Annotated in this window: 15 protein-coding genes; 10 read left to right on the forward strand and 5 right to left on the reverse strand. The window is 65.2% G+C overall.

The window, feature by feature from the left end; genetic code table 11:
• Positions 1 to 87: 87 nt before the first annotated feature.
• From AC1DWU_RS02295 to AC1DWU_RS02305, 3 genes are all read left to right on the forward strand, one after another.
• Positions 88 to 1,446, forward strand: a complete 1,359-nt coding sequence (locus tag AC1DWU_RS02295) for a lipopolysaccharide biosynthesis protein (RefSeq protein ID WP_477148335.1) — start codon at positions 88 to 90, stop codon at positions 1,444 to 1,446.
• Between the two features lie 94 nt (positions 1,447 to 1,540).
• Positions 1,541 to 2,944 (forward strand): 3-isopropylmalate dehydratase large subunit, encoded by a 1,404-nt coding sequence (gene leuC, locus AC1DWU_RS02300; protein ID WP_477148336.1) that lies wholly within the window; start codon positions 1,541 to 1,543, stop codon positions 2,942 to 2,944.
• 53 nt (positions 2,945 to 2,997) lie between these two features.
• Positions 2,998 to 3,369 (forward strand): metallopeptidase family protein, encoded by a 372-nt coding sequence (locus AC1DWU_RS02305; protein ID WP_477148337.1) that lies wholly within the window; start codon positions 2,998 to 3,000, stop codon positions 3,367 to 3,369.
• Between the two features lie 7 nt (positions 3,370 to 3,376).
• On the opposite strand, the gene AC1DWU_RS02310 is transcribed toward AC1DWU_RS02305, so the two are convergent.
• Positions 3,377 to 3,691: a hypothetical protein gene (locus tag AC1DWU_RS02310; RefSeq protein ID WP_477148338.1), complete on the reverse strand. Its 315-nt coding sequence runs from the start codon at positions 3,689 to 3,691 to the stop codon at positions 3,377 to 3,379.
• A gap of 211 nt (positions 3,692 to 3,902) precedes the next feature.
• On the opposite strand from AC1DWU_RS02310, the gene AC1DWU_RS02315 reads away from it, so the two are divergent.
• A complete protein-coding gene (locus tag AC1DWU_RS02315) occupies positions 3,903 to 5,111 on the forward strand; it encodes a GGDEF domain-containing protein (protein WP_477148339.1) in 1,209 nt (402 codons plus the stop codon).
• Here AC1DWU_RS02315 and AC1DWU_RS02320 read toward each other — a convergent pair.
• The 3 genes from AC1DWU_RS02320 to deoD all read right to left on the reverse strand — a co-directional run bounded on the left by AC1DWU_RS02320 (position 5,108) and on the right by deoD (position 6,955).
• Positions 5,108 to 5,395 carry a hypothetical protein gene (locus AC1DWU_RS02320; RefSeq protein WP_477148340.1) on the reverse strand — a complete coding sequence of 96 codons (288 nt, stop codon included), beginning with the start codon at positions 5,393 to 5,395 and terminating at the stop codon, positions 5,108 to 5,110. The genes AC1DWU_RS02315 and AC1DWU_RS02320 overlap by 4 nt on opposite strands.
• A 226-nt stretch (positions 5,396 to 5,621) precedes the next feature.
• Complete coding sequence (locus tag AC1DWU_RS02325; RefSeq protein WP_477148341.1) at positions 5,622 to 6,245, reverse strand: hypothetical protein; 624 nt, start codon at positions 6,243 to 6,245, stop codon at positions 5,622 to 5,624.
• Entirely contained in the window at positions 6,242 to 6,955 is a 714-nt protein-coding gene (deoD, locus tag AC1DWU_RS02330) for a purine-nucleoside phosphorylase (protein WP_477148342.1), read from the reverse strand. The genes AC1DWU_RS02325 and deoD overlap by 4 nt, the downstream gene beginning before the upstream one ends.
• Positions 6,956 to 7,060: 105 nt before the next feature.
• Here deoD and argC point away from each other — a divergent pair, with 105 nt between their 5' ends.
• From argC to AC1DWU_RS02360, 6 genes are all read left to right on the forward strand, one after another.
• Positions 7,061 to 8,011, forward strand: coding sequence for an N-acetyl-gamma-glutamyl-phosphate reductase (gene argC, locus AC1DWU_RS02335; protein WP_477148343.1), 951 nt, complete (start codon positions 7,061 to 7,063; stop codon positions 8,009 to 8,011).
• Positions 8,012 to 8,130: 119 nt separating this feature from the next.
• The gene (leuD, locus tag AC1DWU_RS02340; RefSeq protein ID WP_477148344.1) at positions 8,131 to 8,736 is read left to right on the forward strand and encodes a 3-isopropylmalate dehydratase small subunit; all 606 of its coding nucleotides are present in this window, start codon (positions 8,131 to 8,133) and stop codon (positions 8,734 to 8,736) included.
• Between the two features lie 10 nt (positions 8,737 to 8,746).
• Positions 8,747 to 9,136: a RidA family protein gene (locus AC1DWU_RS02345; protein ID WP_477148345.1), complete on the forward strand. Its 390-nt coding sequence runs from the start codon at positions 8,747 to 8,749 to the stop codon at positions 9,134 to 9,136.
• A gap of 5 nt (positions 9,137 to 9,141) precedes the next feature.
• The gene (locus AC1DWU_RS02350; protein ID WP_477148346.1) at positions 9,142 to 9,570 is read left to right on the forward strand and encodes a GNAT family N-acetyltransferase; all 429 of its coding nucleotides are present in this window, start codon (positions 9,142 to 9,144) and stop codon (positions 9,568 to 9,570) included.
• A 21-nt stretch (positions 9,571 to 9,591) separates the two neighbouring features.
• Positions 9,592 to 10,689 carry a 3-isopropylmalate dehydrogenase gene (leuB, locus tag AC1DWU_RS02355; RefSeq protein WP_477148347.1) on the forward strand — a complete coding sequence of 366 codons (1,098 nt, stop codon included), beginning with the start codon at positions 9,592 to 9,594 and terminating at the stop codon, positions 10,687 to 10,689.
• 109 nt (positions 10,690 to 10,798) lie between these two features.
• A complete protein-coding gene (locus tag AC1DWU_RS02360; protein WP_477148348.1) occupies positions 10,799 to 12,202 on the forward strand; it encodes a pyridoxal phosphate-dependent decarboxylase family protein in 1,404 nt (467 codons plus the stop codon).
• Here AC1DWU_RS02360 and AC1DWU_RS02365 read toward each other — a convergent pair.
• Entirely contained in the window at positions 12,199 to 12,447 is a 249-nt protein-coding gene (locus AC1DWU_RS02365) for a DUF1127 domain-containing protein (RefSeq protein ID WP_477148349.1), read from the reverse strand. The genes AC1DWU_RS02360 and AC1DWU_RS02365 overlap by 4 nt on opposite strands.
• Between the last annotated feature and the right edge of the window lie 105 nt (positions 12,448 to 12,552).

Raw genomic sequence — 12,552 nt, forward strand, 5'->3', positions numbered from 1 at the left:
TGCACCCGTTGTCGAGTGCCCACTCCGCAGTAAGACCTTGTGAGCATCCCCCTGCCATAGTCGGGCCAAACCTCTGTGACGGCCCTGATGTCTCCCACCTCCACCGATCTCCGCGCGCTGCTGCGCACCGGCCTCAGCCGCTCGCTGGTCTCGCTGCTGATCAAGGTGGCGACCGCTGGGCTGACCTACCTGATGTACGTGGTGCTCTCGCGCATCATGGGCGCCGCCGAGTACGGCTATTTCGCCTTCGGGCTCAGCCTCGCCACTGTGCTGGCCATCGGCGCTTCGATGGGCCAGCAGACCGCCATCCTCCGCTACTGGCCGGAAGAGGAAGTCGCCGGCCGCCACGACAAGGCATTGGCGGCGTTGCGCTCCGGCGGCGCGCTGACACTGCTTGCCGGCCTCGGGCTTACTGTGCTGACGTTGGCAGGCGCCGCGATCGCCGGCGCATTCGATGGCGGCCCGCCCTGGCATCTCTACGCCGCAGCAGCACTGATCCTGCCGATGGCCTTCGCCGAATACTGGTCGTCCGCCTTGCGGGCGCAGGGCTCGGTGTGGACCGCGCTCAGCCCGCGCGACATCTTGTGGCGCGTCCTCACCCCGTTTGCCATCGTCGCGCTGTTCGCGCTGGGCGCTCCGCTGAGCGGCTGGCAGGCCTTGCTTTTGACCGCAACCCTCCTCGCCGTCGCGCTGGTCCTGCAATACGCCCTAGCCCGCCTCCGCCGCTACGAGATCGCCCCCGGCTTCAGCGGCCTCCGGCCCTATTGGCGCGAACACGGTAGAGCGAGCCGCTGGTTCCTCATCGGCACGGTGATCGATTCCGCCGCGCTGAACATGGACACCATTTTCATCGGCCTCCTCGTCACTGCCGAGGCCGCCGGCATCTACTTCAACGCCTTCCGTACGGCGGGACTTCTCACCCTCTTCATGTTCGCCATCACCCTGGTCGTGGCGCCGATGGTTTCGCGCCATTACCACGCCGGCGAGATGAAGCAGGCGCAGGCCATCACGGCATTGTGCGCTTGGGCCGGATTTGCCTTCTCACTGGTGGTATTCGTCGGCTACCTTGTCTTCGGCAACCAGATCCTGTCGCTGTTCGGCGATCACTCCACCGCCGGCTACTGGGTGCTGATCATGCTCAGCACCGGGCTGCTGTTCGACGCCGCCACCGGCCCCTCGCGCATCGTCATGATGATGACCGGCCACGAGCGCGACTACGTGCGTATCTGGGGCGCCATCATGCTGGTGGGGCTGGTTGTAGAACTGGCGATGATCCCCGTTTTCGGCCTCATCGGCGCCGCCGCCGTCAACGCCCTGTCGCGCGCCGTGGCGCAACTGGCGATCGCCAACTGGAACCGCCGCCACATCGGCATCGACACGACGCTGCTGGGTGCGTTTCGCGTGGGTGGGCTCCCCGATACACCTAGACGCATGGCCCCCTTGTAAGGGGCTCGCCCGCGGCCAATCTTGACCTGACATGCAAGCGGGGCTTAGAACCCCCCGTTACTCCCTTAACCCCCGAGTGGAACCTCCAGCAAAAATGGCCGGCAGAACTCTGTACGATAAGATCTGGGACGATCACCTTGTTTCCAACAACGAGGATGGGACCAGCCTTATTTACATTGATCGCCACCTGGTCCACGAGGTGACAAGCCCGCAGGCCTTCGAGGGTCTGCGCATGAACGGCCGCAAGGTCCGTGCGCCCGAGCGCACCCTGGCCGTGGTCGACCACAATGTCCCCACCACCGACCGTTCCTTGCCCAATCCGGACCCGGAAAGCGCGATCCAAATCGCGGCGCTGGCCGAGAACACCAAGGATTTCGGCATCGAGTACTATGATCCCTTCGACAAGCGTCAGGGCATCGTGCACATCGTCGGCCCCGAGCAGGGTTTCACCCTGCCCGGCATGACCATCGTCTGCGGTGACAGCCACACCTCGACGCATGGCGCGTTCGGCGCGCTGGCCCACGGCATCGGCACGTCGGAAGTCGAGCACGTGCTCGCTACCCAGACGCTGATCCAGCAGAAGGCCAAGAACATGCTGGTCCGCGTCGACGGCCAGCTGCCGCCCGGCGTCACCGCCAAGGACATCATCCTCGCCATCATCGGCGAGATCGGCACCGCTGGCGGCACCGGCCACGTCATCGAGTTCGCCGGCGAAGCCATCCGCGCGCTCAGCATGGAAGGCCGCATGACGGTCTGCAACATGACCATCGAGGGCGGCGCCCGCGCTGGCCTGATTGCGCCGGATGAGAAAACGTTCGAGTACGTGAAGGGCCGTCCGCGCGCCCCCAAGGGTGCCGCTTACGACCACGCCGTCGAGTACTGGAAGACGCTCTATTCCGACGCCGACGCGCACTACGACAAGGTGGTGATCCTCGACGCAGCCAAGCTGCCGCCGATCGTTTCCTGGGGCTCGAGCCCCGAGGACGTGATCTCGATCAATGGCGTCGTCCCCAATCCGGATGACATCCAGGACGCCAACAAGCGTGCCAGCAAGTGGCGCGCGCTTGAGTACATGGGCCTCCAGCCGGGCACCAAAATCACCGACATCTCGATCGAGCGTGTCTTCCTCGGTTCGTGCACCAACGGCCGCATCGAAGACCTGCGCGCCGCCGCCAAGGTGGTGGCCGGCAAGAAGGTCGCCACCGGCGTCAACGCCATGGTCGTGCCGGGCTCCGGCCTCGTCAAGGAACAGGCGGAAGCCGAAGGCCTCGACGTGATCTTCAAGGATGCGGGCTTTGAGTGGCGCGAGCCCGGTTGCTCAATGTGCCTTGCCATGAACCCCGACAAGCTGAAGCCGCAGGAGCGCTGCGCTTCGACCTCGAACCGCAATTTCGAGGGGCGTCAGGGCTTCAAGGGCCGCACCCACCTGGTGTCGCCCGCCATGGCTGCGGCCGCCGCGATCACCGGCCACTTCGTCGATATCCGCGAGTGGCGGTAAGCCCCAATTCGTGGACGGAGCGCGCAGCTCCGTCTCTCGACGACTTCGAACAGATGGCGGCAGCGGCCTTCCGGGACCTGCCGCCTGAGTTCAAGGCGCTCGCCGGGGAAGTGCCCTGCGTTGTCGCCGAATTCCCCGATGACGAGACGATCAAGGAAATGGAACTCGAGAGCGAGTTCGATATCCTCGGCCTGTTCCGCGGGGTCGGCCTGCCGCAGGGCGGCGCTGCCGGTTACACCGGACAACTCCCCAACCAGATCTGGCTGTATCGCCGTCCGATCCTCGACTACTGGGCCGAGAGCGAGGACCACGAAACCCTAGGCGAGATCATCACCCACGTCCTCGTGCACGAGATCGGCCACCATTTCGGCTTCTCGGACGAAGACATGGAAGCGATCGAAGCGGCTGCCGAACGAGAAGGCTGAGTCCCACTCAGTCCCGCTGGTTCCCGTCGCGCGGCACGAACTCGAAGTAGTCGTCCAGCACGCCCGGCCGCTCGTCCTCGACCAAGAGCCCGAGCTTCTGGCTGTCGAACTGCTCGAACCATTCCGACCAGTCGACCAGGTCGAGCCCACCGGGCCGATCGCCGTACTGGTTCTCCCCGGCGTTCAGCGCGTACTGATCGAACAGGATCCTCAGCACCGGCGGGCCGCCGATGCCCGTCGCCCGGTCCTCGATGGCCGGGTTGCCGGACCGGGCCGCAGCCCATAGCCGGATGTCTTCGTGCTTGGTGAGGACCTGGGTCATGTCGATGCCTTTCTGGTCTTGTTCCAGGATAGCTTAGCGGGAAAACTCCCTTAGCTTAAGTGGTCGCAGAGGCGTCTGGTTCCAAGCCCGCGACATGTTCCTATACTCGACTGCGACAGCATGGCGCTGCACTTGGCGCTTGCTGTTAACCCGTTCTTTCTCGGGCTGCCGCTAGTGTCGTTCCACTACCCAAGGACGCGGACTGCAGGGCATGGCTGGCGCGAGCTTCATCCTCGCCATCAATCTGTTCATCGCGGCGCTGTTTGCGCTCGCCTTCTTCCTGGTCGGCGTCTCCAACCGGGTGGATAAGGTCGCGCCCTATTTCGCCCTCGCCTACGTGTTCGGCATCCTCTACATCGCGTCCGAATTCGTCCTGCCGCTGCAGGACTACCCGCAATTCGCCTACACCGCTGGCTTCTCCAGCTTTCTCGGAGCCGTCACCTCGGTAACGCTGGGCGTCGCCCGCCGCTATGGCCGCGCCCTGCCCTGGCCCGGCGTTGCTGCCATCGTCGTCCTGTCGGTCGTCGCCAATTGGTACGGCTACATGCTGCCCCACGACACCGTGCCGCGGAACCTCATCTACCAGGCGCCCTATGCCCTGATGCAGGCCTGCGCCGCCTGGATCATCCTCGCCTCGCGCCGCCGCCAGACCATCGATGTCGGCCTCGTTGCGCTGTTCACGCTGAGCGCGCTGCAGTTCCTTTCAAAGCCCTTCGCCGCCGTGCTGCTTGGCGGCTCGGGCGACACCTCCGCCACCTACCTCGCAACGACCTACGCGCTCTACTCGCAATCGCTCGGCGCCATCCTGCAGGTGGCTACCGGGCTGTTGATGCTGATGTTGCTGGTCCGCGACATGCTGGTCGAGATCACCGCCCGCTCCGAAACCGATCCGCTCTCGGCCGTCTACAACCGCCGCGGTTTCGAAGAGCGCGCCGCCCCGGGCATGAACAATCGCAGCTTGCCGGCGGCGCTCGTGCTTGCCGATCTCGATGCGTTCAAGTCGGTCAACGACAATTACGGCCACGATACCGGCGACCTGGTGATCGTCGCCTTTGCCGCGGTGCTACGCGACACTGCGCCGGCCGGGGCGGTTGTCGGCCGCATGGGCGGCGAGGAATTTGCGGTGTTCATTCCGGGCGCCAACCTCGCCATCGCGCGGCTTCTCGCCGAAACCCTGCGCACAAGCTTTGCTTCGCTGTCGATCCCGGGCCTGCCGCCATTCGTCCGCTGCACCGCAAGCTTCGGTGTCGCCGAGCGGTTCGACGACGAAAGCCTCTCTGGTCTTCGCCGCCGGGCCGACGCGGCGCTCTACACAGCGAAGCGTGACGGCCGTGACCGTGTCGGCGTCTCCGGCGATCCGGATGCCGATGTTATGCCGGCCCATCCCCTGGCTGGCACTTCGCTGGCCAAATCCGCCTAGTTCCGCTCGCGCCGCTCGACGAACTCGAAGACCATCTGGTCGCTGACGCGCAACGCCAGATGCTGCCGGTCGAGTTCGGCCAACCATGCCGTCCACGAGCACGGGCTGATGCCGTCGTCCTGGCTCGGCGTTTCGGTCGGCGCCTGCGGGCGGGCGAAATTCAACGCGAGCCGCGCGCGCATCCGGCCGGTCGGATCGGGCACACTCCGGAGCGCCGGCTGGCCCTTGCGGGCCGTCACCCAGTTCTGGATATCGCGATGCTCGACTAGTGTATGGGTATTCATCCTGGCCTCCCCTCAGATGCCTAGCGTAACCCGTGAAACGCCCCCGCCAGCGGTTCAGTTCCGCTGCAATATCGGTGCGTCGAAGAGAGTATGGGCAGGTTCTGGAGGGCGCCGGAAGATCAACTTCCAGCCTCGCTACATGCCAACGCGTATTGACATTCCGCGCTATGCCACTGGCGCCGAATGAGGCTCGTACCTCAGCGTTTTCGTTATGGTTTACAGCGGGTTACCGCTGCAATCTCCGCAGGATTTTCTCGATCCGCGCTCGCTTGGCGGAGGCGTCGATCCGTCCCAGCCGCGCGTCCAGGATCTGGCGCAGCCGTACCCGATGTCCTGCATCGACCACCACACTAGCAGCTTCGGCATACATCGGAAACTGGTTCGGCGCCGCCGCCTCCACCCGCTCCAGCAGCACCGGCAAGGCCACCTCGGCATGCCCCGCCGCAGCGAGCTTGGCGAGGATCTGCACCGCCTTGTCCTTGGCGATCACCGAACCCTTGTCCGCCGCCGCGATGATCTGCGGCAGGGCCGAAAGCACCAGTTCAGGCGCCAGTTGAGTCACGGACTCGATCGCCTGGAGAGCGCCCCAGACATTGCGGTTGTTCCGTGAACCGAGCAGCGTCAGGAACGCTCCCGCATGCGGCACCACCAGTTCCGGACGCCGCGCGCCCAGCTCGTACAATACCTTGATCGCGTCGTTCGACACCGCGGTCGAACCCGTCGACAGCGCCCCGACCAGCTTGGCGATCGCGGCGGCATCCGGCGTCGCCGCCAGCGCCTCCGCCAGTTCCACATTCGGCCGCTCGTCGTTTCGTCCGAGCGCCGAAGCCAGTTTGTCGAGGACGCTCAAGCGCCGATCGCGGTGTCGAGCGCCAGGGTGATCATCTCCTTTAGCGACGACTGCCGGTCCTCGGCACTAAGCTCGGCGTGGGTGATCAGGCAGTCGGTCATCGTGCAGATGGCCAGCGCCTTGCGCTCGAACCGCGCCGCGAGCGTATAGAGCGCCGCCGCCTCCATCTCGACCCCGAGGATGCCGTGCGCCGGCAGCCGGCCGTAGCCGGTGAGGCCCGGCTCGATATGATAGAAGATGTCCGACGAGAGCATGTTGCCCACGTGATAGCGCATTCCCGCCTTCTCGGCCCGCTCGACGCTGTCGCGCAGCAGCCCGAAGTCGGCGATCGGCGCAAAGTTGAATGGCATGAACGCGTCGCGCACGATCGCTGAATCCGTCGTCGCGCCCTGGGCGATGATCAGGTCTCGCACCTTCACCTTGGCATTGAGCCCGCCGCAGGTGCCGACCCGGATCAGCTTCTGCAGCCGATAGACGTTGATCAACTCGTGCACGTAGATCGACAGCGACGCCTGCCCCATGCCGGTCGCCTGCACCGAAACGGGCTTGCCCTTCCAGGTGCCGGTATAGCCGAGGCAGTTGCGCACCGAGTTGACCAGCTTGGCATCGGTGAAGAAGTTCTCGGCGATCCATTTGGCGCGCAGCGGGTCGCCGGGCAGCAGGACCGCTTCGGCATAGTCGCCGGGCTTGGCGTGGTTGTGCGGGGTCATTTTCGGCCTCTCATATGATCGTGTTGGCGCAACCAAACCCTTTGCACGTGACAGAGGCAACCCCTATATGTCCCGCGCATTCACCCCCTTTGATGGGAGCCTTACATGGTCGCGAAAATCTTCATCGACGGCGAAGCCGGTACCACGGGTCTGCAGATCCGGGAGCGCCTTGCCGGCCGTCGCGACCTCGAGGTCATCTCCATCGCGCACGACAAGCGCAAGGATCAGGACGAGCGGAAGCGCCTGCTGAACCTCGCCGATGTGGCGATTCTCTGCCTGCCCGACGATGCGGCCAAGGAGAGCGTGTCGCTGATCGAGAACGACACCACCAAGGTGATCGACGCCTCGACCGCGCACCGCATCGCCGAAGGCTGGGCCTACGGCTTCGCCGAGATGGACAAGGCGCAGTCTGCCGCCATCGCCAACTCGACGCGCGTCGGCAACCCCGGCTGCTGGCCGCAGGGCGCCATCGCGACGCTCCGGCCGCTTATCGAAGCCGGCCTCGTGCCCGCCGATTTCCCGGTCACCGTCAACGGCATCTCCGGCTATTCCGGCGGCGGCCGCACCATGATCGAGGATTATGAGGCAAAGGGCGAGGACGCCAACGAGTTCGCGCTCTACGGCCTGACCTTCAAGCACAAGCACCTGCCCGAGCTGCAGAAATACGCGAAGCTCGCGCACACGCCGCTGTTCCAGCCCGCCGTCGGCAATTTCCGGCAGGGGATGATCACCGCCGTGCCGCTGCAGCTGTGGTCGCTCGACAAGGTGCCCACCGGCGCCGAGCTCCATGCCGCGATCGGCGACCACTTCGCAGCGATCCCGCAGAGCTTTGTCGACGTCGCGCCGCTGGCCGCTGAGGAGCGCAGCGCCGAGCTCAACCCCGAGATCTACAACGACACCAACCGCATGCGCCTACACGTCTTCGCCAACGACGCGAAAGCCCAGGCCCTGCTGGTCGCCGTCTACGACAATCTCGGCAAGGGTGCCTCGGGTGCCGCAGTGCAGAACCTCAACCTGATGCTCGGCGTCGCCGCAGACACCAGCCTCGCTGCCTGATCGTCCCAGACGACCCCAACCGGCGACAATCCGGCGGGGCGCTCGGCGCTCCGCCCTACGTCCGACTTGATTCCCGCCCCCCATTGCGTCATTACACCGCCACCGAAAGGGGTATTGCCATGGATAAGTTCACGACCCTCACAGGCGTCGCCGCGCCGTTGCCGATCATCAACATCGACACGGACATGATCATTCCCAAGCAGTACCTGAAGACCATCAAGCGCACCGGGCTCGGTTCCGCCCTGTTCTCCGAGATGCGCTACAACGAAGATGGCACCGAGAACGACACGTTCGTGCTCAACAAGCCGGCCTATCGCCAGGCCAAGATCATCGTCGCCGGTGACAATTTCGGCTGCGGTTCGTCGCGCGAGCATGCGCCGTGGGCCTTGCTCGATTTCGGCGTGCGCTGCGTCATCTCCACCAGCTTCGCCGACATCTTCTACAATAACTGCTTCAAGAACGGCATTCTGCCCATCGTCGTGACGCCCGAGCAGCTGGCGCTGCTGATGGATGACGCCGAGCGCGGCTCCAACGCGACGATCACCGTCGACCTCGCAGCGCAGACCATTCGCGGCCCGGATGGCGGTTCGGTCCATTTCGACATCGACCCGTCCCGCAAGCAGACCTTGCTCGAAGGCCTCGACGATATCGCCGCGACGCTGAAGTCCGATCCGGCGATTTCCGGCTTCGAGCAGAAGATGAGCCAGAGCCGCCCCTGGCTCTGAGGAGGCACCCATGGTCCTCCACATCTCATCGGGCTCCCCGTTCGAGAAGAAGATCGGCTACTCGCGTGCCGTCGTCGACGGCAACATCATCTATGTGAGCGGCACCACCGGCTACGACTACAAGACCATGGTGATGCCGGACGACATCCGCGACCAAGCCCGCAACGCCTTCGCGACCATCGCCCATGCGCTCGAGGAAGCCGGCAGCACCATCAAGGATGTGGTGCGCGTTCGCTACTACATCACCGACATGGCGCACTATGACGGCCTCGTCGAAGTCGCCGGCAAGATGTTTGACGACATCCGTCCCGCCGCCACCATGCTGGTCTGCGGCCTAACGCGGCCCGAGATGAAGGTCGAAATCGAAGTCACCGCCCGAATGGGCGCCCACGAACGCTAACGCCCGTGGAGATCAGGCTCAAGCTCAACCCCCTGGGTCGCGACGTGGCGGTGGTGCGCAATGGGTTGCGCGCCTACAACAAACAGCAGACCGGCGGCATCACGCACCAGAAGATCGCGCTGCTGCTTTACGATGCGGACGACAAGGCGGTGGGCGGGTTAACCGCGACGGCGGTGCTGGACTGGCTGTTCGTCGAGTGGTTGCACGTGCCGGCCGAGCTGCGTGGCAAGGGGCACGGGCGGGCGCTGATGGCAGAGGCCGAGGTCTTCGCGCGTCAGCGGGGCCTTCTCGGCGTGTGGCTCGACACATTCAGTTTCCAGGCCCGGCCGTTCTACGAAAAGCTCGGTTTTTCTGTGTTCGGCACGCTGCACGATCATCCGGTCGGCGGCGCCCGCTATTTCATGCAAAAGCGCTTCGACAGCGCATCCATCTGACAACGCGAGACGTAAAGCAAAATGGCCCAAAAGCTCTTCCTCCTCCCCGGCGACGGGATCGGCACCGAGATCATGAAGGAGGTCGAGAAGGTGATCGCCTGGCTCAACAGCCAGGGTGAGACGGATTTCACCTTCGATACGGGCCTCGTCGGCGGCTGCGCCTATGACGCGCATGGCGAGGCGATTTCGGAAGAGGACATGCAGAAAGCGCTGGCCGCCGATGCGGTGATCTTCGGTGCCGTCGGCGGTCCCAAGTGGGACAAGGTGCCGTACGAGAAGCGTCCGGAAGCCGGCCTGCTCCGCCTCCGCAAGGACCTGCAGCTGTTCGCCAACCTGCGTCCGGCCATCTGCTACCCGGCGCTGGCTGATGCCTCGTCACTGAAGCGCGAGCTGATCGAGGGCCTCGACATCCTGATCGTCCGCGAGCTCACCGGCGGCGTCTATTTCGGCGAGCCCAAGACCATCACCGACCTCGGCAACGGCCAGAAGCGCGCCATCGATACCCAGGTCTACGAGACCTACGAGATCGATCGGATCGTCCGCGTCGCCATGGACCTCGCCCGCACCCGCAAGAACAAGGTGCATTCGGCCGACAAGAAGAACGTCATGAAGTCGGGAGTCTTGTGGGATGAAGTCGCGCAGGCCGTGGCCAAGGACTATCCGGATATCGAGTTCCACCACATCCTCGCCGACAACGCGGCGATGCAGCTGGTGCGCAATCCCAAGCAGTTCGACGTGATGGTCACTGACAACCTGTTCGGCGACATCCTCTCCGACGCGGCCGCCATGCTGACCGGTTCGCTCGGCATGCTGCCGTCCGCCTCGCTCGGCGCACCGGATGCGACCACCGGCAAGCGCAAGGCGCTCTACGAGCCGGTGCACGGCTCGGCCCCCGATATCGCCGGCCAAGGTATCGCCAACCCGATCGCCATGCTGGCGAGCTTCGCGATGGCGCTCCGCTATTCGTTCAACCTCGTGGCGCTGGCCGATCGGCTCGAGGCCGCCATTTCGAGCGTGCTGGCCGATGGCCTCCGCACCGGCGACATTGCGCAAGACAACCGCAAGACGGTCGGCACCGAAGAGATGGGCGCTGCGATCCTCAAGAAGCTCGCCGCCTGACGCTATTCCATAGACTTTCGCGGGCCCGGCGCTGTCATGGCGCCGGGCCTTTGTTCATCTGCGCTTCAGATGCGGTATGATTTCTGCTGCGCCGCCGGGAGATCATATTATGACTGATGACTTGCGTACGCTGCTGACCCGCGCGGTCGATCACGCTGTAGACTATCGCGCGGGAGTGCGCCGGAAGGCAGGCCGTCCCGAAATGGGCTATCACGAGATGCGCGAACGGTTTTCGGCGGCGCTGCCGGAAACCGGCATGGATGCCGGCGCGATGCTCGATGAATTGGCCGCCCTCGCGGCCCCGGGCCTGATGCCGACCGTCGGCCCGCGTTTCTTCGCCTGGGTGATGGGCGGCTCGCATCCGGCCGGCGTCGCTGCCGACTGGTTGATCAGCGCGTGGGGGCAGAACGCCGGGTACCAATCGACCGCGCCGGCCGCAGCGGCGCTCGAGGAGGTTGCCGAGCGGTGGCTGCTCGAGATCCTCGACCTGCCGCGTGAAAGTGCCATCGGCTTCGGCACCGGTGCCACCGTCGCCAACGGCACCTGCCTCGCCGCCGCCCGCACCGGCGTCCTGCTGGATGCTGGCTGGGATCCCGACAGCGACGGCCTGTTCGGGGCGCCGCCGGTGCACGTGCTGATCGGAGCCGATGCGCACTCGTCGCTGTTCTCGTCGCTGCAGCTGATTGGTTTCGGCCGCAAGCGGGTCATCACCATCGCCACCGACAGCGAAGGCCGCATGCTGCCATCGGCCCTCGAGGCAGCGTTTGCCGGTCTCACCGGCCCCAAGATCGTTATCGCCCAAGCCGGCCAGATCAATACCGGCTCCTATGATCCGTTCCGCGACATCGTCGCGATCGGCAAAGCAAATGGCGCCTGGGTGCATGTCGACGGGGCTTTCGGCCTCTGGGCCCGCGCCACGCCGTCGTTGCGGCACCTGACGGACGGCATCGAGGGCGCCGATTCCTGGGTCACCGATGGCCACAAATGGTTGCAGGCGCCGTATGATTCCGGCTTCGCCATCGTGAGGAATCGCGACGCGCTGCTCGGCGCCATGACGCAGTGGTCGAGCTACCTGCCTTCCATCGCCCAGGGCGATCGCGTCCCCTCGAACTATGTTCCAGAGCTGTCCCGCCGCGCCCGCGGTGTGCCGGTCTACGCGCTGTTGAAGACCCTTGGCCGCGCCGGCATCGTCGAGATCGTCGAGCGCCACTGCCGCCTCGCGCGCCGCATGGCCGAACGCCTGGCGGCCGAGCCCGGCATCCGCGTCGTCAACGAAGTGACGATCAACCAGCTGATCCTCAATTTCGGCACCGGCGATGCCGAGGCCCGCAAGGCCGACACCGAGGCGGTGATTGCCCGCGTGCTCGATAGCGGCGTCTGCTACGTCGCGGGCGCTGCCTGGCGCGGCGACTGGGTGATGCGGATTTCCGTCACTTCGGGCGCCACCACCGAGGCCGACATCGACCTTTCGGCCAATGCCATCATCGCCGCCTGGCGGGCAGTCAGGGGCTAGCGATGGTCGGGCTTCCGCACCGGATTGAACAGCACGGAGCTGCGTTTGCCATCGAGCGCGTCGAAGATGTCGCCGGGCTCGATACCCATGTCGCGCAGCAGGTGGGGCTCCATGCGCATAAGGCCGATCAGCGTGGCACGCTCCCGGCGCCGCTGCAGCCAGCGGCCCAGCAGCCGCCGGATGAAGCCGGCATCGGTGTCGTGGCGGGTTACGAGCGGGCTCTCGTTCAGGTCGATGGTCGTCATAATCGTCTTCCTCGGCGCGCCCCGCTTGAGACAAAACATATGATGACTTGTGAGCCGACTATAGCGAACACGTGGTACGGTTCGGCGTCCCAGGAACTTGGCGAG

It is taken from the genome of Devosia sp. P2_G7 (assembly GCF_056403495.1).

Excerpts from the sequence above, each read along its gene's own strand:
- AC1DWU_RS02315 (WP_477148339.1), top strand. The coding sequence starts at position 3,903 with ATGGCTGGCGCGAGCTTCATCCTCGCCATCAATCTGTTCATCGCGGCG.
- AC1DWU_RS02305 (WP_477148337.1), top strand. The coding sequence starts at position 2,998 with ATGGCGGCAGCGGCCTTCCGGGACCTGCCGCCTGAGTTCAAGGCGCTC.
- AC1DWU_RS02320 (WP_477148340.1), bottom strand. The coding sequence starts at position 5,395 with ATGAATACCCATACACTAGTCGAGCATCGCGATATCCAGAACTGGGTG.
- AC1DWU_RS02360 (WP_477148348.1), top strand. The coding sequence starts at position 10,799 with ATGACTGATGACTTGCGTACGCTGCTGACCCGCGCGGTCGATCACGCT.
- leuC (WP_477148336.1), top strand. The coding sequence starts at position 1,541 with ATGGCCGGCAGAACTCTGTACGATAAGATCTGGGACGATCACCTTGTT.
- AC1DWU_RS02365 (WP_477148349.1), bottom strand. The coding sequence starts at position 12,447 with ATGACGACCATCGACCTGAACGAGAGCCCGCTCGTAACCCGCCACGAC.
- AC1DWU_RS02295 (WP_477148335.1), top strand. The coding sequence starts at position 88 with ATGTCTCCCACCTCCACCGATCTCCGCGCGCTGCTGCGCACCGGCCTC.
- AC1DWU_RS02345 (WP_477148345.1), top strand. The coding sequence starts at position 8,747 with ATGGTCCTCCACATCTCATCGGGCTCCCCGTTCGAGAAGAAGATCGGC.
- AC1DWU_RS02310 (WP_477148338.1), bottom strand. The coding sequence starts at position 3,691 with ATGACCCAGGTCCTCACCAAGCACGAAGACATCCGGCTATGGGCTGCG.
- argC (WP_477148343.1), top strand. The coding sequence starts at position 7,061 with ATGGTCGCGAAAATCTTCATCGACGGCGAAGCCGGTACCACGGGTCTG.
- deoD (WP_477148342.1), bottom strand. The coding sequence starts at position 6,955 with ATGACCCCGCACAACCACGCCAAGCCCGGCGACTATGCCGAAGCGGTC.
- leuB (WP_477148347.1), top strand. The coding sequence starts at position 9,592 with ATGGCCCAAAAGCTCTTCCTCCTCCCCGGCGACGGGATCGGCACCGAG.
- leuD (WP_477148344.1), top strand. The coding sequence starts at position 8,131 with ATGGATAAGTTCACGACCCTCACAGGCGTCGCCGCGCCGTTGCCGATC.